18 protein-coding genes and 2 tRNA genes are annotated in these 20,825 nt (G+C 34.3%); 10 read left to right on the plus strand and 10 right to left on the minus strand.

Going from position 1 to position 20,825, the window contains the following annotated elements; all coding sequences use genetic code 11:
• The first annotated feature begins 5 nt into the window (after positions 1 to 5).
• Positions 6 to 500, plus strand: coding sequence for a signal peptidase II (gene lspA, locus GQ40_RS10765; protein WP_047548065.1), 495 nt, complete (start codon positions 6 to 8; stop codon positions 498 to 500).
• 32 nt (positions 501 to 532) lie between these two features.
• On the opposite strand, the gene GQ40_RS10770 is transcribed toward lspA, so the two are convergent.
• The 3 genes from GQ40_RS10770 to GQ40_RS10780 form a co-directional block, all read right to left on the minus strand.
• Positions 533 to 724 carry a hypothetical protein gene (locus GQ40_RS10770; protein ID WP_047548066.1) on the minus strand — a complete coding sequence of 64 codons (192 nt, stop codon included), beginning with the start codon at positions 722 to 724 and terminating at the stop codon, positions 533 to 535.
• Positions 725 to 1,044: 320 nt separating this feature from the next.
• Complete coding sequence (gene galE / locus GQ40_RS10775) at positions 1,045 to 2,067, minus strand: UDP-glucose 4-epimerase GalE (protein ID WP_047548067.1); 1,023 nt, start codon at positions 2,065 to 2,067, stop codon at positions 1,045 to 1,047.
• A gap of 1 nt (position 2,068) precedes the next feature.
• On the minus strand, positions 2,069 to 3,223 hold the full coding sequence (locus GQ40_RS10780) for a DegT/DnrJ/EryC1/StrS family aminotransferase (protein WP_047551863.1): 1,155 nt from the start codon (positions 3,221 to 3,223) through the stop codon (positions 2,069 to 2,071).
• A gap of 89 nt (positions 3,224 to 3,312) precedes the next feature.
• Here GQ40_RS10780 and GQ40_RS10785 point away from each other — a divergent pair, with 89 nt between their 5' ends.
• Complete coding sequence (locus GQ40_RS10785) at positions 3,313 to 4,539, plus strand: 3-deoxy-D-manno-octulosonic acid transferase (RefSeq protein ID WP_052184230.1); 1,227 nt, start codon at positions 3,313 to 3,315, stop codon at positions 4,537 to 4,539.
• Between the two features lie 107 nt (positions 4,540 to 4,646).
• Positions 4,647 to 4,898 carry a hypothetical protein gene (locus GQ40_RS10790; protein ID WP_047548068.1) on the plus strand — a complete coding sequence of 84 codons (252 nt, stop codon included), beginning with the start codon at positions 4,647 to 4,649 and terminating at the stop codon, positions 4,896 to 4,898.
• 76 nt (positions 4,899 to 4,974) lie between these two features.
• On the opposite strand, the gene GQ40_RS10795 is transcribed toward GQ40_RS10790, so the two are convergent.
• Positions 4,975 to 6,351: a sugar porter family MFS transporter gene (locus tag GQ40_RS10795; protein ID WP_047548069.1), complete on the minus strand. Its 1,377-nt coding sequence runs from the start codon at positions 6,349 to 6,351 to the stop codon at positions 4,975 to 4,977.
• Between the two features lie 243 nt (positions 6,352 to 6,594).
• On the opposite strand from GQ40_RS10795, the gene GQ40_RS10800 reads away from it, so the two are divergent.
• Positions 6,595 to 7,722 carry a formylglycine-generating enzyme family protein gene (locus tag GQ40_RS10800; protein WP_047548071.1) on the plus strand — a complete coding sequence of 376 codons (1,128 nt, stop codon included), beginning with the start codon at positions 6,595 to 6,597 and terminating at the stop codon, positions 7,720 to 7,722.
• Positions 7,723 to 7,957: 235 nt separating this feature from the next.
• Here GQ40_RS10800 and GQ40_RS10805 read toward each other — a convergent pair.
• From GQ40_RS10805 to mutS, 3 genes are all read right to left on the minus strand, one after another.
• Positions 7,958 to 8,041: transfer RNA gene (locus GQ40_RS10805), tRNA-Leu, on the minus strand.
• Between the two features lie 47 nt (positions 8,042 to 8,088).
• Positions 8,089 to 8,160: transfer RNA gene (locus GQ40_RS10810), tRNA-Gly, on the minus strand.
• Positions 8,161 to 8,262: 102 nt separating this feature from the next.
• Positions 8,263 to 10,911, minus strand: a complete 2,649-nt coding sequence (gene mutS / locus GQ40_RS10815; protein WP_047548073.1) for a DNA mismatch repair protein MutS — start codon at positions 10,909 to 10,911, stop codon at positions 8,263 to 8,265.
• Positions 10,912 to 11,161: 250 nt separating this feature from the next.
• Between mutS and GQ40_RS10820 the strand changes: the two genes are divergently transcribed.
• Positions 11,162 to 11,698: an RNA methyltransferase gene (locus GQ40_RS10820; protein ID WP_047548075.1), complete on the plus strand. Its 537-nt coding sequence runs from the start codon at positions 11,162 to 11,164 to the stop codon at positions 11,696 to 11,698.
• Between the two features lie 77 nt (positions 11,699 to 11,775).
• Here GQ40_RS10820 and GQ40_RS10825 read toward each other — a convergent pair whose 3' ends face one another.
• Together GQ40_RS10825 and folK are read right to left on the minus strand one after the other, a co-directional pair.
• Complete coding sequence (locus GQ40_RS10825) at positions 11,776 to 12,135, minus strand: hypothetical protein (RefSeq protein ID WP_047548078.1); 360 nt, start codon at positions 12,133 to 12,135, stop codon at positions 11,776 to 11,778.
• Between the two features lie 25 nt (positions 12,136 to 12,160).
• Entirely contained in the window at positions 12,161 to 13,297 is a 1,137-nt protein-coding gene (gene folK / locus GQ40_RS10830) for a 2-amino-4-hydroxy-6-hydroxymethyldihydropteridine diphosphokinase (RefSeq protein WP_047548079.1), read from the minus strand.
• A 71-nt stretch (positions 13,298 to 13,368) separates the two neighbouring features.
• Between folK and GQ40_RS10835 the strand changes: the two genes are divergently transcribed.
• The 4 genes from GQ40_RS10835 (at position 13,369) to rpsU (ending at position 18,116) form a co-directional block, all read left to right on the plus strand.
• Positions 13,369 to 14,073, plus strand: a complete 705-nt coding sequence (locus GQ40_RS10835; protein WP_047548081.1) for a queuosine precursor transporter — start codon at positions 13,369 to 13,371, stop codon at positions 14,071 to 14,073.
• A 178-nt stretch (positions 14,074 to 14,251) separates the two neighbouring features.
• Entirely contained in the window at positions 14,252 to 16,888 is a 2,637-nt protein-coding gene (locus GQ40_RS10840) for an AsmA-like C-terminal region-containing protein (protein ID WP_047548082.1), read from the plus strand.
• Between the two features lie 141 nt (positions 16,889 to 17,029).
• Positions 17,030 to 17,893, plus strand: coding sequence for an RNA polymerase sigma factor RpoD/SigA (locus GQ40_RS10845; RefSeq protein ID WP_047548084.1), 864 nt, complete (start codon positions 17,030 to 17,032; stop codon positions 17,891 to 17,893).
• A 28-nt stretch (positions 17,894 to 17,921) separates the two neighbouring features.
• Entirely contained in the window at positions 17,922 to 18,116 is a 195-nt protein-coding gene (gene rpsU / locus GQ40_RS10850) for a 30S ribosomal protein S21 (protein ID WP_033957818.1), read from the plus strand.
• A 170-nt stretch (positions 18,117 to 18,286) separates the two neighbouring features.
• On the opposite strand, the gene GQ40_RS10855 is transcribed toward rpsU, so the two are convergent.
• A complete protein-coding gene (locus GQ40_RS10855; RefSeq protein ID WP_047548095.1) occupies positions 18,287 to 19,081 on the minus strand; it encodes a DUF2797 domain-containing protein in 795 nt (264 codons plus the stop codon).
• Positions 19,082 to 19,134: 53 nt separating this feature from the next.
• On the opposite strand from GQ40_RS10855, the gene GQ40_RS10860 reads away from it, so the two are divergent.
• Positions 19,135 to 20,655: a GH3 auxin-responsive promoter family protein gene (locus tag GQ40_RS10860; protein WP_047548097.1), complete on the plus strand. Its 1,521-nt coding sequence runs from the start codon at positions 19,135 to 19,137 to the stop codon at positions 20,653 to 20,655.
• Positions 20,656 to 20,825: the final 170 nt, after the last annotated feature.

Raw genomic sequence — 20,825 nt, forward strand, 5'->3', positions numbered from 1 at the left:
TCTACATGAAAATATCAAAACCTTTAGGTATCATCTTAATTATTGCGGTTAATATTGCCATTGATCAAATTTCAAAAGTATTGGTTCGCGCTAATTTTGCTTATGGCGAAACAAAGCGATTGATAGGAGATGTATTTGTAATGCAGTACGTAGAAAATACTGGTGCATTTTTAGGTATGGGAAGTGACATGAATCCTACTCTAAAACTTATATTGCTTCTTATACTTCCTACTTTGGTTCTTGGTTATTTGATTTATTATATTTTGACAAATAAAGATTTAGACAAAGTAAGTATCATAGCTTTGAGCTGTATTGCTGGAGGCGGTATTGCGAATGTTTTTGACCGTATTGTATTTAAATCGGTTACCGACTTTTTCCATATTGATTTAGGAGGTGTCTTTAGAACAGGAATTTTTAACGTCGCAGATATGTCTGTTACATTTGGAATGATAGCTCTTCTATTGGCGACAATAGTTTTTAAAAAGAAAAATAAAGCATAAAAAAAACCTCTTCAAATTGAAGAGGATTTTTTTTATCTCGCTAAGCTAATTTGCTCACAATCTTTTACTTCACCATAATAGGTTTCTCTATATTTATAGAGTGTTTTATAAGGAACTCTCAAAAATTGCTTCTTAATGTAAGTTACATTGGTAGACAGAGATCCCATCTTTTGTGTAAAACGAAGTTCTGGTTTCGTTTCTCTTTTAATGCTAATCAGTTTCATTGGTTTTCATTTATCATTAGCTACAAAGAAACGAATATGATTGACCAATAGCAAATTTTAAATATTAAAACACTGTTAATCAACATATTAAATTTTATATTCTCAAAAATTGTTATTTATAATTATTGTATTCTCAACAATAGAGCATAAATTATAGAATATCTATAATTGATTTTTGTACACTTTTCCTGCTTTCATCACAAAAATGACGTTTTCCATAGTGGTAATATTTTTCCGCAGTGCAAATAAATATCTTGTCCAGTTGCTGAAATTGTTAGCAAAGGATTACAAATTGAAGTATGGTTTTCACTGTATGTAAATTATAGATTTCTAATTTTCTGTTCCCACTTCCACGCAGAACGCATTGCATCATCAAGACTGGATTGAGCTTTCCAACCTAATTTGGTGTTTGCTTTTTCTGTATCTGCAAATGCTGAAATCACATCGCCTTCTCGTCTTGGAGCAATTTTATAATTTAGTGATTTACCCGAAACATTCTCAAAAGATTTTATGACCTCAAGTACAGAACTGCCCACACCTGTGCCAATATTAAAGGTTTCAAAATTTGATGTATTATCTTTGTTAAGTAACCGCTTTAGAGCAATTACGTGTGCTTTTGCTAAATCTACAACATGTATATAATCTCGAATACACGTACCATCCTTTGTTGGATAATCATCTCCAAAAACCGAAAGACAATCACGCAAACCAGCTGCTGTTTGGGTTATAAAAGGAACTAAGTTTTGTGGTACACCAATTGGCAATTCTCCAATTTTTGCACTAGAATGTGCTCCTATTGGGTTAAAGTATCTCAAAGCAATTGCTTTAAGATGTACACTGGCCCTACAAGTGTCCTTTATTATTTCTTCACCAATTTGTTTAGTGTTACCATAAGGAGACTCTGCAGGTTGAGTAGGAGCCTGCTCTGTAATTGGCATTTTTTCTGCCTGACCATAAACCGTACATGAAGAACTAAATATGATATTTGAATCTTTTAAGCCGATTACTTCCTTTAGGATATAAATAAGCGTATTTAAATTGTTCTCGTAATAAAGCAATGGCTTTTCAACACTCTCTCCAACAGCCTTACTAGCAGCAAAATGAATAACACCAGAAATATCCTCATGTTGTTTAAAGAAATTTTCTACGGAAGATCTTTCTTTTAAATCAAGTTTTGTAAACGTTGGCTTTTTTCCTGTAATGGATGTAATTCCATCCAAGACGCTTTCCGAAGAATTAGATAAATCATCAATTAATAGAACCTCAAAACCTTCATTTTGCAACTCCACGACAGTATGTGAACCTATAAAACCAAGTCCTCCTGTAACTAGAATTTTTTTCATTTTAAGAATTTACAAAATTGATAACGGTTGATGTAATGAACTCTATTTGCTCTGCATCCAACTCGGTATGCATTGGCAAGGAAATGACTTCTTTAACAAGTTGGTTGGTTACCGAAAAATCTCTTTCGTTATATCTTTCGTCCAGATAAGCTTTTTGACGATGCAGCGGAATTGGATAATATACACCGCAGGGAATTCCATTCTCATTTAAATGCTTTACTAATTCATCACGTTTACCGTTTAAGATTCGCAAGGTATATTGATGGAAAACATGACAGTCACAGGTATCACAAATACCAGAACACACATCTCTTCCTGTTGGAATCACGATTTGATCTTGACCTGCAAATGCGTGATTATAGGCTCTCGCTGCTTTTCGTCTTGCAGTATTATAATCATCAAGTCGCTTTAATTTAATATCTAAAATTGCAGCTTGAACAGAATCTAATCGCGAATTCACACCTACCACATCATGGTGATAACGTTCATACATACCGTGATTTACTATACCTCTAATAGTGTGGGCCAAATCATCATCATTTGTGAAAATCGCACCTCCATCACCATAGCATCCCAAATTTTTTGATGGAAAAAATGACGTTGAAGCGACATGACCTATCGTACCAGCCTTTGCTTTTTTACCATTACTATAAGTGTAATTTGATCCAATGGCTTGTGCATTATCTTCAATGACATAGAGATTATGTTCTTTAGCAATTTGCATAATCGCTTCCATATTGGCACACATCCCAAAAAGATGAACCGGGACAATTGCTTTGGTTTTTGGAGTGATTGCATTTTTGATTGCCTCAACATCTATATTGAATGTTACGGGATCAACATCTACTAGAACCGGAGTTAATTGCAATAGTGCAATCACCTCAACAGTTGCAGCAAAGGTAAAATCTGCAGTAATAACCTCATCTCCTGGCTTTAAACCCAATCCCATCATTGCAATTTGTAATGCATCTGTACCATTGGCACATGGGATGACGTGTTTAACTCCTAAATACGTTTCTAAATTTTTTTGAAACTCATGGACTCTTGGTCCGTTTATGTAAGCTGTAGAATCTAAAACCTCCAAAACAGAGCTGTCTACCTCTTCTTTAATTTTGGTATATTGACCTTTTAGGTCAACCATTTGAATTTTTTTCATATCTAACGAAATTACGAAATTCATTAGCATTAAGCAATGAAATTATTTTAAAGAACCCTATTTTAGCATCAACCATATATTTTTAAGTTTTGTACAACCTAGGGATCTCATTACTTTCATTTTTTTTAAAGCTTATTTCACCTTTTAATTCTAAAATTAAATTGGGTGTTGATGGTCGTAAAAAAACCTTCAAGATCTTAGCAAGCTCTATAAAAGATGGCGACAGAACGTTTTGGTTTCATTGTGCATCTCTTGGTGAATATGAACAAGGCCTACCCGTTTTTGAAATATTAAGAGAGCGCTATCCAATTCACAAAATTGTTCTTACGTTTTTTTCTCCATCTGGTTATGAAATTAGAAAAAACACAACAGTTGCAGATGTTGTTGCATATCTTCCCTTAGACACTACAAAAAATGCCAAACGTTTTTTAGATCTCGTTAACCCAGAATTTACAATTTTTGTAAAATATGACATATGGGCAAATTTGCTATTGGAGTTAAAGCGAAGACAAAAACGAGCGATTTTGATATCGGCAAATTTCAGAAGAAATCAAATTTATTTTAAGAGTTATGGTGATAAGCAAAAGCGAGCGTTATTTGCTTTTGAACATATCTTTACCCAAAATGAAATCTCAAAATCACTCCTTAATTCTATAAACTATAATAGTGTTACGATTACTGGTGACACCAGATTTGATAGGGTTAGCAATCAATTATTAATTGATAATGAGATTGATTTTATCTCGAGATTTAAAGGTAGAAGTACTTGCTTGGTTATTGGGAGTTCTTGGGAAGAGGATGAGTCCATTTTAATACCTTATATAAATGCCAATGCTTCGGAAAATTTAAAATTCATCATTGCTCCGCATGAAATCAATAGTCGCCATATTCAATCTATTGTTTCTAAATTGAGTACAAAAAACATTTTATTTTCTGAAAGAACTGATAAAGATTTGAATGATTTTGATGTTTTCGTAATTGATACCATTGGCTTGCTTTCAAAAATTTACAGTTATGCAGATATTGCATACGTTGGTGGTGCGATGGGAAAAACGGGCTTACATAATATCTTAGAACCTGCGGTATTTGGAGTGCCAATTATAATTGGGAAAAATCACAGCAAATTCCCAGAGGCTTCGAATATGATTGAGAATGCTGGAGTGATTTCCGTAGAAAATGAAAAGGATTTAAACACAATTTTAAACGACCTTATATCTAATTATGAATTGCGCAACTCGCTGGGCAATAAAAATTTAGAGTTTATCAAAGAAAATAAAGGTGCTGTCATCCAAATTAGCAACTACATACGTATATAACACATTGATTTGCGAAATCATTGGTACAAGAATTTTAATGTTTTTTATAAATATTAAATTTAAGTTATTAATTTCGCGCATTATAAAACAAACCTAAAACTATAACAATGAAAAAATTGATTTTAAACATCGCATTGGCATTGGCACTTGTTGTGTCTGTAACGTCATGTAGAGACACTAAGGATGGAGCAGAAAATGCTTCTGATGCTGTAGAAAATGCTGCTGAAGATGCTGCTGATGCTACTGAAGGCGCTTTAGAGAAAGCTGGAAAGGCAATTGATAATGCTGTTGAAGAAACTAAAGAAGCTGCTGAAGCAACTGAAGAAGCTGCTGAAGAAGTATCAAATGACGATAACTAGAAATTAGTATAAAGCAACAAAAAAGGTCTGATGAAAATCAGACCTTTTTTTATTTAATTTATTTTGAAAGTTTGTTCTACTTCCAAAAACTTTCAATCTCCTCAAGGGATTTTCCTTTTGTTTCTGGGATAAACTTATATGTAATTATTGCAATCAATATAATGAAGCCAATAAATATATAATAAGGTAGTGCTCCACTCCAAGTTGCACTATTGTTCAATTCACTATCCATCACAACAGGGAAAGATTGTGAAACCATATAGTTTGCAGCCCATTGCGCTGCAACAGCTACAGACATGGCTACACTTCTAATTTTATTAGGAAACATTTCTGATAATAAAACCCAAACTACAGGTCCCATTGATAATGCGAAAGATGCTATAAATATCAATACTCCTATTAACGATATTACTCCAACTGCATTAAACTGAAGTGATAAAGCTAAAAGTAAAAACCCTAAAATCATCCCAACAGATCCTATATAAAGTAATGGCTTTCTACCAAATTTATCTACTGTAAACATAGCGATGAATGTAAAGACTAGATTAACAAATGCCAATAGAATTTGTTGTTTAAGAACATCATCCTTACCAAAACCTAATGCTTTTTCAAAGATATCTGCTCCATAATAAAGTACTGCATTAATACCTGTAAACTGCTGTAACATTGACAAAACAGTACCAATAACAATTATCGCCAAAATACCCTTTGAAAAATAATTGACCTTGATCTTATTATCTTCCGCATCGAGAGAACGTTTGATTTCCTGTATTTCTATTAACGCTTCTTCTTCACCATGTATTTTATTCAATATAGCCAATGCTTTATAATCTTCACCTTTTAATGCAAGCCAACGTGGGCTTTTTGGTATAAAGAACATAAGAATTAAAAACAACCCGCTAGGTATCAATTCTGACCAAAACATACGTTTCCACCCAAATTGAATATTTTCAGCCTCAGTTAATCCGTTTCCTATAAAATAGGTGGCTAAGAACACCACAAAAAATCCAATAACGATGGCTAACTGGTAATAGGTCACCATGCGTCCCCTAATGTTACTTGGCGCAATTTCGGCAATATACATTGGCGCATTCATTGACGCAATCCCAATACCAAGACCTCCAATAATTCTAAATATTACAAGAACAGATACTGTCTCTGGGAATATTTCTGGTAATCCAGAGCCCCATGCAGACATTGAAAAAAGTATTGCAGAAATAATCAAAGACCATTTACGCCCAATCTTTATACTTAACGGACCAGCAACGATAGCTCCTACAAAACACCCTAATAAAGCACTTCCTACAACCCAACCTTTGGTAGCTGCATCTAAATCAAAATATTTACTTAAAAAAAACTGTGCACCATTAATTACACCTGTATCATATCCAAATAGTAATCCACCTAATGCCGACACAGCAGCAATAAGTATTAAATAAGTTTGTTTATTCATCTTTGTAGTTAGTTAGTTAAATTTTGATTAGCTAAAAATAGTTAAAATAAAGTTACCGAATAAAAATTCAAATAAATCTTAAAATTTTTGAGAATATTTATTTGAAATGGAAATATTTTGTGACTTTACTATTTTCTGAATTAATATTTACTTTGAAAAAAAATTATAAGTCTTTAACCTCTACACTTATATTTGTTAGTTATTTATAAATGTAATAGCTTTTCTCTAAAATAATCTTGCCCAATGAAATCTATAATTTTAAATTATTTTCTGCTTTTTGCTTTATTTTTTTTGATACTGAATTGTAAAAACGAAGTCAAACAAAAGGATAATAATTCGGACATCAGCAAGATAGATGAGAATTCAGGTTACGAGATTCTAAAAGAAAAGCCTTCAAACATACAAACTCCCGACGGTATGGTTTGGGTACCTGGAAAGCTATTTTTACAGGGGGCAAAAGATGGTGATGAATTTGCCATGATGCGCGAAAAACCCGCTCACCAAGTCATCGTAGATGGCTTTTTTATAGATATTACTGAGGTCACAAATAAAGAATTTAAAAGCTTTATAGATGCTACTAATTATGTAACAATAGCAGAGCGACCAATAGATTGGGAAGAAATGAAAAAAGAACTTCCTCCAAACACACCAAAACCTCACGATTCCATTTTACGACCAGGAAGTTTGATTTTTAACAAAAACGTAAATACTGTAGTCAATATGGCAAACTATAGCCAATGGTGGACATGGAAAATCGGTGCCAATTGGAAACATCCAGAAGGTCCAAAAAGCTCTATCAAAGGAAAAGACAATTACCCAGTTGTTCATATTGCCTACGAAGATGCTCAAGCCTATTGCAAATGGGCAAATAGAAGATTGCCAACAGAAGCAGAATGGGAAGCTGCTGCACAAGGCAAAGCAACAGACCACATATTTACATGGGGAAATGACCCAAGCAAATTAAACGATTACGCCAATACGTGGCAAGGTGCGTTCCCAGTAAAAAACGAAAGTATTGATGGCTTTGAGTTGATTGCACCTGTAAAATCTTATCCTGCAAATGATTTGGGCATTTACGACATGATGGGCAATGTTTGGGAACTCACCAGTGATTTGTTCAATGCAAACCATTATAAAGAAATGGACGCTTCAAAAATCACCATCAATCCCTCAGGAGCCAAAAATGCTTACAACCCAGATAGTCCAAATCAAAAAGAACACATCATAAAAGGAGGTTCATTTCTATGTCACGCCTCATATTGCGCAAGTTTCAGGATTTCGGCACGCATGGGTACAGCTGTAGATTCTGGGTCAGACCACACAGGGTTTAGAACTGTTGCTACGGTTAAGATGCTTTCTTCGGAAGAATAAACGTATTCAAAAATCAAGAATTGCTTTTGGTTTCACAACGCTTCATTGAAGGCGAGCATTAAGAAATTAAATAAAACGGAAATCGGCTTCGCCGAGTCCTGTTTCAACAGGTTGAGAAAAGTCGATCCATAAAAATGAATCGCTTTTTTGGTTTTAAAAAGTTTCCTTGAATGTGAGCATTCGGTAACTTTTTAAAACCAAAAAAGTCGAAACTTTCGTTTCGACTTTTCATCTGTACTGAAGACGGGACTTGAACCCGTACGTCCTAATGGACATTGGATTTTAAGTCCAACGTGTCTACCAATTCCACCACTTCAGCATTTTTAGTCAGCAGACTAAAAAAAATTGGTATATGTTTAAGCGTAGAGCGAAAGACGGGATTTGAACCCGCGACCCTCACCTTGGCAAGGTGATGCTCTACCCCTGAGCTACTTTCGCATTATAGCAATTATTGAAATGAACGTTTATTGTAATTGCGAGGGCAAATTTAAGACTTTTATCAGAAAAGCAAAGCCTTTTTATTAAAAAATCAAACTTTTTTTATGCGCGCTTCTTTTTCAATAACATACGCTTAATTTCATTGAGTTTCATAAGGGCTTCTACTGGTGTTAATGTGTCAATATCTATATTGACAATTTCTTCTTTTATCTGCTCCAATAATGGATCATCGAGATTAAAGAAACTCAATTGCATTTCATTGTTAAGCGTTTTTACTTTGTCGTTCAATTCTTCGGTAGAATGTGACTTTTCTAATTGTGCTAAGATCTTATTGGCACGATGTATTACTTGCTGAGGCATTCCTGCCATTTTCGCGACGTGAATTCCGAAGGAATGATTACTTCCACCTGCTACTAATTTCCGAAGAAATAAAACATTATCTTCTAACTCCTTTACCGATACATTGAAATTTTTGATGCGATCAAACGTTTCAGTCATTTCATTGAGCTCATGATAATGTGTAGCAAATAAAGTTTTTGCTTTACTTGGATGTTCGTGCAAATACTCGCTTATGGCCCAAGCGATTGAAATCCCATCATAGGTGCTTGTTCCGCGACCAATTTCGTCAAGAAGCACCAAACTTCGGTCTGAAATATTATTTAAAATAGAAGCAGTTTCATTCATCTCCACCATAAACGTCGATTCTCCCATTGAAATATTATCGCTAGCTCCTACTCTAGTAAATATCTTATCTGTTAATCCAATCGTTGCAATTTCCGCAGGAACAAAACTTCCCATTTGTGCCAATAAAACAATTAATGCGGTTTGTCGTAAAATTGCCGATTTACCAGACATATTTGGACCCGTAATCATAATGATTTGCTGTTGTTCCCTATCTAAATACACATCGTTGGCAATGTAGGGCTCGCCATGTGGCAATTGCTTTTCTATGACGGGATGGCGACCGTTTTTGATGTCGAGTTCGTAACCCTCTGTCAGCATTGGTCGAGTGAAATTATTGTCGATAGCCAACTGTGCAAAACCAGTTAAACAGTCTAATTGCGCTATTAATGCTGAGTTTTTCTGAACAGGTTGGATAAAATTAGTAATCCAACTTACGAGCTCTGCAAATAATTGCTGCTCAATCATTAAAATACGTTCTTCTGCACCTAAAATCTTGGTTTCGTATTCTTTAAGCTCTTCTGTAATATAGCGCTCTGCGCTCACGAGCGTTTGTTTTCTAATCCAATTTTCGGGCACTTTATCTTTGTGGGTGTGGCGTACTTCAATGTAATAGCCAAACACATTATTTGATCCTATTTTAAGCGATGTGATGCCTGTGCGTTCGCTTTCGCGCTCGAGCATTTTGTCTAGATAATCCTTTCCAGAAGTGGAGAGTGCTCGCAGTTCTTTTAATTCCGAAGAAAAATCTGAAGCAATCGTATTCCCTTTTAAGATATTTACCGGAGCTTCTTCGTTTAAAGTCGCTTTGATTCGAGTTCGCAATTCCTCGCAAGCATCCATTTGATCTCCTAAATGCTGTAAGGCTTTGTTTTTGGTGTTGAGCGCCAAAGCTTTTATAGGAACAATAGCTTCTAAAGCATTTTTAAGCTGAACCACCTCGCGAGGCGTAATTTTAACCGTAGCCACTTTTGAGATCAATCGCTCAATATCTCCTATTTGTTTTAATTGCTGCTGAAATTTGCCCAACATCAAACTATCACTTTTGATATACTCAACGACATCATGACGCTGATTAATTTGCGACATGTTAACCAATGGCAATGCCAACCAGCGTTTCAACAATCGCCCACCCATTGGCGAAATCGTTTTGTCAATCACATCAACAAGCGTGACCGCATTTTGGTTAGTCGATTGGTACAACTCTAAATTTTTAATCGTAAAACGATCCATCCAAACATGTTCTCCTTTTATAAGTCGCTGAATAGACGTAATATGCTGTAATTTATGATGTTGGGTTTCGCCCAAATAATGTAAAATGGCTCCAGAGGCAACAATCCCTTCGTACAAATCGTCAATTCCAAAGCCTTTGAGCGATTTTGTATTGAATTGTTTGAGCAAGGTTTCATTGGCATAATCATCTTGAAACACCCAATCTTCCAAATAAAACGCATGAAAATCATTACCAAAAGCCTCACTATATTTTTTACGGTTGGGTTTTGAAACCAACACTTCACTGGGTCTAAAATTTTGGAGTAGCTTATCTACATATTCGCTATTCCCTTGAGAGATAAAAAACTCTCCTGTTGAGACATCTAAAAAGGATACTCCAACGCTGTTAAAAACTGTTCCGTTGGATTGTGAAGCTGAGCTGGTTGACGGAAAATAAACCGCAGCTAAAAAGTTATTGGTTTTAGAATGTAAGATATCATCGTTGAGGGCTACACCTGGAGTAACTAATTCTGTAACGCCACGCTTGACTATGGTTTTAGTCTGTTTTGGATCTTCTAATTGGTCACAAATCGCCACACGCTCTCCAGCTTTTACAAGCTTTGGCAAATAGGTGTTTAACGAGTGATGCGGAAAACCTGCCAACTCAATTTCGCTCTCACTTCCTGCGCCTCGCTTAGTTAGAATAATATCTAAAATCTTTGAAGCTTTCACAGCATCCTGACCAAAAGTTTCGTAAAAATCACCCACTCTAAATAACAACAACGCATCAGGATATTTAACCTTAATGGCATTGTATTGTTTCATTAATGGTGTTACTTTTTTTACTTTTTTGGCCAATTTGCTTTTCTTTTAAATTTGTAATTTTACTGCGGAAATTCTCAAAACCGTAAGTTTTCAAAAGTACTTATATTTTGATGTTTTCTGAAACGTGACACCTAGAAGTTATCTACAATTGTTGGTAGATTTCAACAATAAATTGTCGTTCCTGCGAAGGCAGGAATCCACCAAAATGACCAATTATAATATTTAGATTCCTGCCTTCGCAGGAATGACAGTTAAAAGATTACCGCTTTTGCGGAAACTAAAGATGAGAAAATTAAAAAACAGCGAACTTGATAGATTAAATGTCGATGAATTTAAACAAGCCACAAAAACGCCTATCATAATAATTCTCGATAATATTAGAAGTTTAAACAATATAGGTTCTGTATTTAGAACGAGTGATGCTTTTTTGGTCGAGAAGATTTATCTCTGCGGAATAACAGCAACACCGCCACACAACGATATTAGAAAAACCGCTTTAGGAAGCACTGAAACTGTAGATTGGGAATATGCTGAACACACCATCGATGTCATTAACAAACTAAAATCTCAAAACGTCAAGGTCATTTCCATTGAGCAAGCAGAACGTGCAACTATGCTCAACTCTTTTCAACCTGAAACTGATCAAAAATATGCTTTAGTATTTGGCAACGAAGTGAAAGGTGTAGCTCAAGATGTTGTTGACGCCAGTGATATTGTGATTGAGATCCCTCAATTTGGAACCAAGCATTCACTTAATATTTCGGTGAGTTGTGGTGTTGTGGTTTGGGATTTGTTTAGTAAGATGAAAAATATATCTTAACCTGTCATTTCGCGCTTGACTCGGAATCTATATAATTCTAATGGCAAGTAGATTCCTGCCTTCGCAGGAATGACAGATTATTTCAAATTTAAATTGGCTTTCTTAATAGTATAAGTATCTATAATTTCGACAGCTAAATTGATCTCGCTATTTCTGGGATTCTCTTTAGAAAATTTAACTTCAAAAAACTTTTTCAATACATTTTCTTCTTTTTCATTTTTTAAACGTTTTACTCCTTTAAACTTTTCACCGTTATAATAATATTCATAGAGAGCATTTCTTGAAATAGACTTAGTATGTGAAATATCATAAATTCTTGCAACTGAAATCGTAGAATTGTTTCTCAAATCTTTTACTTGATATATAGCATAAAAAATAGAAATAATAACAAGGATTAGAGCGATGACTTTACCTATGAATAACTGATTATCTTTCAAATTTTGATTTATTTAATAACGAGTATTAATCGGAAAACGAACAAATCTCACCCAAAACCCACAAATAATCCGTACGATTATTTACGAAATCCTTATCTGAAATATCGATAATTTTCACATTGAGCTCGCTTTGATTTTTTAAGAAGTCTAGATAACCTGAGTTGATTTTTTCTAAATACTCGTCGTCTATGTTTTGCTCGTAATCGCGTCCGCGTTTTTTAATATTTTCCTGGAGTCGTTGCGTGTTTTGATATAAATAGACATACAAATCTGGTTTGGCGATGTCTTTATACATTAAATAAAAAAGTTTACGGTAGAGTTTAAACTCATCTTCTGGTAAAGTGATTTTTGAAAAAATCAAGGATTTATAAATGTCATAATCGCTCACCATAAAATCCTTAAACAAATCCAATTGTGAGAGATCATCGCTTATTTGTTGATAACGATCTGCGAGAAATGACATTTCTAAAGTAAATGCATAACGTTGTGGCTCTTCGTAAAATTTTGGCAGAAAGGCATTATCTGCAAAACGCTCTAAAATGAGTTTGGCGTTAAAATCTGCTGCAATTTGTTGCGCCAAACTTGTCTTACCAGCGCCTATATTACCTTCGATCGCGATGTAATTGTATTTCGAAAAGTCAAATTGCTTTGATGGATTTTTCAGCCAAATATTAATCGCTTCCACATGGCTCTCATCTTCGCAAGTTTCTAAAAGCTCTGCCACTGTTTTTTCCAATTGTGGATGTTTCAGTTTTGAGGCAATATCATGAAGTGGCTTTAATACAAATTTTCTCTTCGGTAGTTGAAGGTGTGGTACGTTTAAATTTTCCGAAGAAATGATATCGCAATCAAACATCAAAATATCCAAATCTATGGTTCGGGATTCAAAACCATCGCCTTGCTTGGGCTCACGACCTAATCGGGTTTCTATTTGTTGGAGCTTAGCGAGAATGTCTTCCGCAGAAAATATGGATTCCACATAAATACAGGTATTTAAAAAGTCGTCTCCATCAAACCCAAAAGCTGGCGTATTATAGACTTTTGCAATGGCGTTTATATTACCAATTTGAGTAAAAACAGCATCTACAGCGTCTTGCAGATATTTTAATCTGTCGCCTTTATTGCTGCCAAGAGCGATGTAAACGTGATGTGTAGAATTCATATTGAATGTTCAAATTAATGAAAACAAAATGGTATTATCGTATATTTGCACTAAGTATTTATTCACAATTTATGACCATAAAAGACAAACTTGCTGCGCAAAAAATCTATTTATTTCTTGCTGCGCTGTTTATAACGTCTTTGGTGGTTTCTAATTTAATTTTTCAAAAGTTTTTTTACTGGTATCCTTTTGATGTCGAGATTTTTGGTTCAAAGCTTTTTGAGATTTCGGTTGGGATTTTACCCTATCCCATTACGTTTTTGATCACCGATTTGATTAGTGAGATTTATGGCAAAAAGCGCGCGAACCAGGTTGTAGTGGCTGGTATTTTTGCGTCGGTATTTTCTTTGCTAATAATTTTGGTCTCTAATCATGTGCCAGCGACAACTTGGTCATACGTGAATGATGCAACGTTTACAAAAGTATTTGGCAATTCTGCCATTGCAGTTTTTGCTAGTATGATCACCTACTTGTTTGCTCAATTTGTGGACATACAGGTATATCATTTTTGGAAAAGACTTACCAAAGGAAAACATTTATGGTTGAGAAATAACTTTTCTACCTGGACCTCACAATTTGTTGACACATTTACCATTTTAATCTTGTTGTGCTTTTTTGGGATTATCCCATGGGAAAATTTTAAAGGCTTATTAATAAGTGGCTTTATTTTTAAGGTTCTCGTCGCACTTTTAGATACACCATTATTATATTTAGGTGTCTACTTATTTAGAAAGCGATTTAAATTATCTGTTAATCAGGAAATTGAATTACTCTAACGCGCAAATATTCGTTTGAAATGGGTTAAATTTATATTAAACTTTTGCTTTAATTCGGCATAAATTCTAATCTTAACGTATATAAGATATTAAGATTAAATTTTTCTTCGGAAAAATTGACAAACTAAAATAATTCATATAAATAACTTAAAGATTACCGCTTTCGCGGAAAGTAAAGATGAAAAAAGCATTTAAAATAATTGGTATTACTTTATTAATAATCATCGCTTTATTGGTGATTATCCCTTTTGCGTTTCAGGGTCAAATCAAGGACATCGTCAAGAACTTTATCAATCAAAATCTCAATGCAAAAGTTGAGTTTAGCGATGTGAATTTGAGTTTTATTCGCAGTTTTCCTCAGGCACACGTAAGTGTTGATGACTTGGTGATTACAAATTTTAAGCCTTTTGAGGGTGAAACGTTTGTTACTGCTAAAACGATCTCATTTGAAATGTCTATTAAAGAACTTTTTAAAAATGCCAGCGATGAGCCTATCATTGTAAATTCTATTGATATTGATGAAGCTTTAATGACCTTAAAAAAGGACGCTTTAGGCAATAACAATTATGACATCACCAAAGAGAAAGAGAATGCTCAGGGAACTGTAGATTCTTCTGGCGGATTTTCATTTGACATCAAAGATTACAGCATTAATAAGAGTGCTTTGACTTACATAGATGAAAAATCAAATACCCAAATATATATTACAGAACTTAATCATACTGGTAACGGTACGTTTTCCGAAGAAAAATCGCAACTCGACACGAAGAGTGAAGCCAATGTGAGCATGAGCATTGACAGCACACAATATCTTAATCAAAATAAAGTAAAATTGGATGCGCTTATTGGGATGAATCTTAACGAGCAAAAATATACATTTATGGAAAATAAAGGGTTCATCAATCAATTACCCCTTGTTTTCAATGGCTATGTTCAAGTTCTTGAAGATGGTCAGGACATTGATATTACTTTTGAAAATCCAGAATCTTCCTTTAAAGATTTTCTTGCTGTAATACCAGAAACGTATTCTAAAAATATCGAGAACGTTGAGACCACTGGTGATTTTAAGGTAAATGGTATTGTTAGAGGGAAAATTTCCGAAGAAACAATCCCTACTTTAGACATTAATATTACATCTAATAATGCGTCTTTCAAATATCCAGATTTACCAAAAAGAGTTAGCAATATAAATATTGATACGTCTATAAAAAACACCACAGGGAATGTCGATGATACGTTTGTAGAGATTAAAACACTTGATTTTAAAATTGACAATGATGTGTTCAAATCGAGCGCAACAATAAGAAATCTCACTAAAAACATGTTGGTAAATGCCAATATTGATGGTACTTTAAACCTTGCGAACTTAACACAAGCATATCCTATTGATTTTGATAAGGAATTAAGTGGAATTTTAAAAGCAAAAATCAACACATCCTTTGATATGGAAGCGATTGAGACGAACGCCTATGGACGAATCAAGAATTCGGGAACCGCGAGCTTGAGTGATTTTGTTTTCTCTTCGGAAGATCTGGTAAATCCAATTCAAATTGATAATGCAGATATGACGTTTAATACTGAAAACGTTTCTCTTAACAGCTTTAACGCAAAAACAGGAAGTAGCGATTTTAGCGCAAACGGAAAAATAAATAATCTTATTGGTTTTTTACTGAGTGATAAGAAATTACAAGGAACCTTCAATCTCAACTCCAATAAATTGGTCGTGAGTGATTTTATGGTAGAGGACAAAAACACTACCGAAACTTCCAATAAAACCACCTCAACATCCCAATCTATGAAAATTCCAGATTTTTTGGATTGTACGATCAATGCTAATGCAAATACAGTCATCTATGATAACCTTACACTTAAGGATGTAAATGGAACATTATTGATCAAAGACCAAGAGGCAAATTTAAAAAACCTTACCTCAAATCTTTTTAACGGTGTATTGGCATTAACAGGAAAAGTATCAACAAGAACAGATACTCCTGTTTTTGACCTTAATATTGGAGCAGATGGATTTGATATCTCGCAATCCTTCAATGATTTGGAATTGTTGCAAAATTTAGCTCCAATAGCAAAAGCACTTCAAGGAAAGCTCAATACAGTTATTAAACTCCAAGGAACTTTGGGCAATGACTTCACTCCAAATTTATCTACAATTTCTGGTGATGCGTTTGCTGAGTTATTAACTACAGATATTAACGAAAACCAAGCTTCATTACTAAGCAAGCTAGATGGTGCGTTAAATTTTATTGATTTCAGTAAATTAAACTTAAATGATTTAAAAGCTAATTTGACATTTGCCAATGGTCAAGTAAGCGTTAAACCTTTCAACTTAAATTACAATGATATTAATATTGTGGTTTCAGGAGGTCACGGTTTTGACAAGTCCTTAAATTATAATGCAGTTTTTCAAGTACCAGCAAAATATTTGGGAAGTGAGGTAAATAGATTGATCGGTAAAATAAATGATAATGAGGTAAACAAAATAACAATTCCTGTTACCGCTAATATTACTGGAAGCTACACAAGCCCAAAAGTACAAACAGATTTAACAAGTGGTGTCTCTAACCTTACAAAGCAATTAATTGAAATTGAAAAACAGAAATTAATAGGTCAAGGCAAAGATAAGGTCAATGACATATTGGGAGGCATACTAGGTGGCACCAAAAATGAAATGCCAAAAGACTCTACAACCGTCAAAACAGATTCAACAAAAACCAATACTGTACAAGAAGGTGTGAAAGACATTCTAGGAGGTCTTTTAAAGAACAGAAAAAAGAAAAAAGATTCTACTCAAAAACCATGATTTTAGAGGCTAAAAGTTAATATTTTCTTAAAAAATCGTTATTTTTAGCTAATTTTCATAAAGAAGATGGTTTTTATTTGCTTTTGTCAAATTAAAAGTTACATTAGACTCTTGCGAACTTTTTAAAACAAGACAAAATATATGAGGCAATTAAAGATTACCAAGCAAGTTACCAACCGTGAATCAAAATCCCTAGACAAGTACCTACAAGACATTAGTAAACTCCCAATGATTACTGCTGAAGAAGAAGTTGAGCTAGCCCAGCGTATTCGAGAAGGAGATCAAGTAGCGCTTGATAAACTCACGACAGCTAACTTACGTTTCGTAGTTTCTGTTGCTAAACAATATCAAAACCAAGGTCTTACACTTCCAGATTTAATTAACGAAGGTAATGCTGGTTTAGTAAAAGCAGCTAAACGTTTTGACGAAACAAGAGGTTTTAAATTTATCTCTTATGCAGTTTGGTGGATTAGACAAGCAATTTTACAAGCTTTAGCAGAACAATCTCGAATAGTTAGATTACCTTTGAACAAAATTGGTTCTATCAACAAAATCAATAAAGCGTTTTCGTTTTTAGAACAAACACATCAAAGACCTCCAAGTGCTCAGGAGATAGCACAAGAATTGGACATGACACTTTCTGAAGTGAAGCAGTCATTAAAAAATTCTGGGAGACATTTATCAATGGATGCGCCTTTAAAAGAAGGTGAAACGTCAAGTTTATATGACGTTGTAAAATCTGGTGAATCACCAAATCCAGATATGCAATTGATGAAAGAGTCTTTAAATGTTGAAATAAATAGAGCGTTAGACACATTATCTCAAAAAGAAAGTGATGTTATTCGTTTAAACTTTGGATTAAGTGATGAGCCACCAATGACATTAGATGAAATTGGAGCGACATTTGATTTAACCAGAGAGCGTGTTAGACAAATTAGAGAAAAAGGAATTAAGCGTTTACGCCAAGATTCTAAGAGTAAAATATTAAAAACGTATTTAGGATAGTCCTAAACCAATAATTACAAGTATTACAATGATCAAAATTTTAGTAAAAGAAGGAGAAAGCATTGAACGTGCTTTAAAACGTTACAAAAGAAAACACCGTAACGTAAAGACGATGCAAAACATACGTGAGAACCAGTTTTTCACAAAGCCATCGGTAAAAAGAAGACGCGAAATCCAAAAAGCTGGATATATCCAAAACTTGAGAGATCAAGAGGATATTTAGTAGTTTTTTTGCTTTAATATATACCAAAAGGTGCATCTATAATGGATGCGCCTTTTGTTGTTTTAAATTTTTAATGAAATTTTCTTCGGAAAAAGAATCAGAATTATTTACCATAATCTTTTATAGTATTGGAAACAAGCCAATAGAATGCTGAATTAGTATTTATAAGATTAAGATATTTCAAATCTCAACACCAAACCTTCATTGCTTCTCACATTAAAAACAGTATTATCCTCAAAAATGAGATACTGTCCTTTTATACCTAATAACTTCCCGGTGTAAGATTGCTGTTTTTCGATATTTAGACTTTTAGGTTTTTCAGGATATCTAGATACTGGAAAATGAATGTTGGTTTCGGTATTAGATGCGATATAATACTCTTGAGCTTCCGAAGGAATAAAACCCTTTAAACGTTCTCGCCACTCTACAAGATTTTCATCTTCAATATCATTTTTAAGCATTTTGCGCCAATTGGTTTTATCTGCTACGTGGTCTTTTAGGGCCACTTCGGTTATTCCTGCCAAATAGCGGTTGGGGACCTCAACAATTTCTATGGCTTCGTGAGCACCTTGATCTATCCATCGCGTTGGCACCTGCGCTTTTCGTGTCACACCCACTTTTACATTACTTGAATTTGCTAAATACACAATATGTGGTTGCAATTGCACTTTTTTTTCATATTCCAAATCACGGTCTTCTTGATCTAAATGTGCAGTGCTTAATTCTGGTCTCATGATCCAATCTCCAGCTTGCGGAATATCAAAAAAGTCTTCTTTACAGAACCCTTGACGGTAAATTGGTTTGTCCAATCCGCATTTTAAACATTGGTGTTTTACGAACTGCAATGTGATGGTTTTATCGAGTAACTGATTCATATTCAAGAAATCATTCTCAAGTATTAAATAGTATTGAATAGGATCTGCAAACTCGGTTTGCATCTTTGTTAAAACTCCTTGATAGAACATATGAAAAAAAGTGTTATTTTTAAAACTTAAAGATAGTTCAACATATTTAAAATATGCCGATTCCATTAGTAAATTCTATTGCTTCATGGTTTTTAAAAAAGCGATTTCATCAAATTGAATTGTTTTTAAAATACCCAAACGAAGTACAAAACGAATTACTATTTCAGCTCCTCTCTACTGCACGGGATACTGAAATTGGTAGAACATACGACTTTAGCACCATTTCAAGTTATAAAACATTTGCTGAGCGTATTCCAATTTCTACCTATGAAGATTGTAAAGATATGATTGAGCGTTCCCGCAGGGGAGAGTACAATATTTTTTGGCCAAATCCCATACGTTGGTTTGCAAAATCGAGCGGGACGACAAACGCAAAAAGTAAGTTTATACCAGTAAGTACAGAATCTTTAGAAGATTGCCATTACGCTGCAAGCAAAGATTTATTATGCATGTATCTCAACAACAATGAAGAATCACAATTGTTTACAGGTAAAAGCTTACGTCTTGGTGGCAGCAAGGAATTATATAAAGAGAACGGTACTTTTTTTGGAGATCTATCTGCTATATTAATAGACAACATGCCATTTTGGGCTGAGTTTAGTAGCACGCCAAGCAATAAAGTGTCCTTAATGGATGATTGGGAACATAAAATGCAGGCTATAGTCAACGAGACAAGAAATGAAAACGTGACAAGTTTAGCTGGAGTTCCATCTTGGATGTTAGTACTTTTAAATAATGTTCTAGAAACCACAGGAAAAAATAATTTATTTGACATCTGGCCTAATCTTGAAGTCTATTTTCATGGTGGCGTTAGCTTCGTGCCCTATGTTGATCAATACAAGGTGATTTTACCAAAATCGAATTTTAAGTATTATGAAATCTATAATGCTTCGGAAGGGTTTTTCGCCATCCAAGACCAGAACAATAGCAGTGAATTATTGCTCATGTTAGATTACGGGATTTTTTACGAATTTATACCAATGGATGCCTACGGAACTTCAAATCAAAAAGTAATCCCTCTTAGCGAAGTTGAAGTCAATGTTAATTATGCAGTAATCATTACCACTAATGCAGGACTTTGGCGTTATAAAATTGGCGACACTATACGCTTCACATCTACAAATCCTTATCGCATAAAAGTATCTGGTCGTACAAAGCACCATATCAACGCGTTTGGGGAAGAACTAATAATTGAAAATGCAGAAGATGCTTTGAGAGAGGTGTGCAACTGCACACAATCGGAAATTGTAGATTACACAGCTGCTCCAATTTTTATGAAAGGGAAAGATAAAGGTTCTCACGAATGGCTTATAGAATTTAAAACACCTCCTTTAGATTTAAAAAATTTTAACTTACTTCTCGATACAAAACTAAAATCCCTAAATTCAGATTACGAGGCTAAACGACTCAATAACATGACATTGAATATGCCAACCGTACATATTGCGAGAGAGCGTTTATTTTACGACTGGCTAAAACAACGTGATAAACTTGGTGGCCAACATAAAATCCCAAGACTATCTAATAGTAGAGAATATCTTGATGAACTATTACTACTGAATACCACAAAATAGTTGACTCACTGCTAACTTAAAAAATAACTTAGGTAAATACGGTTGGGTTTTTGTATTTACGATGAAGTCCCAACAATGACAAATATTCCTTTTGATGTTATTTATTACTTTATACTTTGAGAAAAAAAAAACCGACAAACAACACAGTATTTTCCCACACAACGAAAATA

The organism is Psychroserpens sp. Hel_I_66 (genome assembly GCF_000799465.1).
GTDB lineage: Bacteria > Bacteroidota > Bacteroidia > Flavobacteriales > Flavobacteriaceae > Psychroserpens.

Excerpts from the sequence above, each read along its gene's own strand:
- galE (WP_047548067.1), bottom strand. The coding sequence starts at position 2,067 with ATGAAAAAAATTCTAGTTACAGGAGGACTTGGTTTTATAGGTTCACAT.
- GQ40_RS10840 (WP_047548082.1), top strand. The coding sequence starts at position 14,252 with ATGAAAAAAGCATTTAAAATAATTGGTATTACTTTATTAATAATCATC.
- rpsU (WP_033957818.1), top strand. The coding sequence starts at position 17,922 with ATGATCAAAATTTTAGTAAAAGAAGGAGAAAGCATTGAACGTGCTTTA.
- GQ40_RS10820 (WP_047548075.1), top strand. The coding sequence starts at position 11,162 with ATGAGAAAATTAAAAAACAGCGAACTTGATAGATTAAATGTCGATGAA.
- folK (WP_047548079.1), bottom strand. The coding sequence starts at position 13,297 with ATGAATTCTACACATCACGTTTACATCGCTCTTGGCAGCAATAAAGGC.
- GQ40_RS10845 (WP_047548084.1), top strand. The coding sequence starts at position 17,030 with ATGAGGCAATTAAAGATTACCAAGCAAGTTACCAACCGTGAATCAAAA.
- lspA (WP_047548065.1), top strand. The coding sequence starts at position 6 with ATGAAAATATCAAAACCTTTAGGTATCATCTTAATTATTGCGGTTAAT.
- GQ40_RS10770 (WP_047548066.1), bottom strand. The coding sequence starts at position 724 with ATGAAACTGATTAGCATTAAAAGAGAAACGAAACCAGAACTTCGTTTT.
- GQ40_RS10835 (WP_047548081.1), top strand. The coding sequence starts at position 13,369 with ATGACCATAAAAGACAAACTTGCTGCGCAAAAAATCTATTTATTTCTT.
- GQ40_RS10860 (WP_047548097.1), top strand. The coding sequence starts at position 19,135 with ATGCCGATTCCATTAGTAAATTCTATTGCTTCATGGTTTTTAAAAAAG.
- GQ40_RS10800 (WP_047548071.1), top strand. The coding sequence starts at position 6,595 with ATGAAATCTATAATTTTAAATTATTTTCTGCTTTTTGCTTTATTTTTT.
- GQ40_RS10795 (WP_047548069.1), bottom strand. The coding sequence starts at position 6,351 with ATGAATAAACAAACTTATTTAATACTTATTGCTGCTGTGTCGGCATTA.
- GQ40_RS10780 (WP_047551863.1), bottom strand. The coding sequence starts at position 3,223 with ATGAAAAAAATTCAAATGGTTGACCTAAAAGGTCAATATACCAAAATT.
- GQ40_RS10790 (WP_047548068.1), top strand. The coding sequence starts at position 4,647 with ATGAAAAAATTGATTTTAAACATCGCATTGGCATTGGCACTTGTTGTG.
- GQ40_RS10855 (WP_047548095.1), bottom strand. The coding sequence starts at position 19,081 with ATGTTCTATCAAGGAGTTTTAACAAAGATGCAAACCGAGTTTGCAGAT.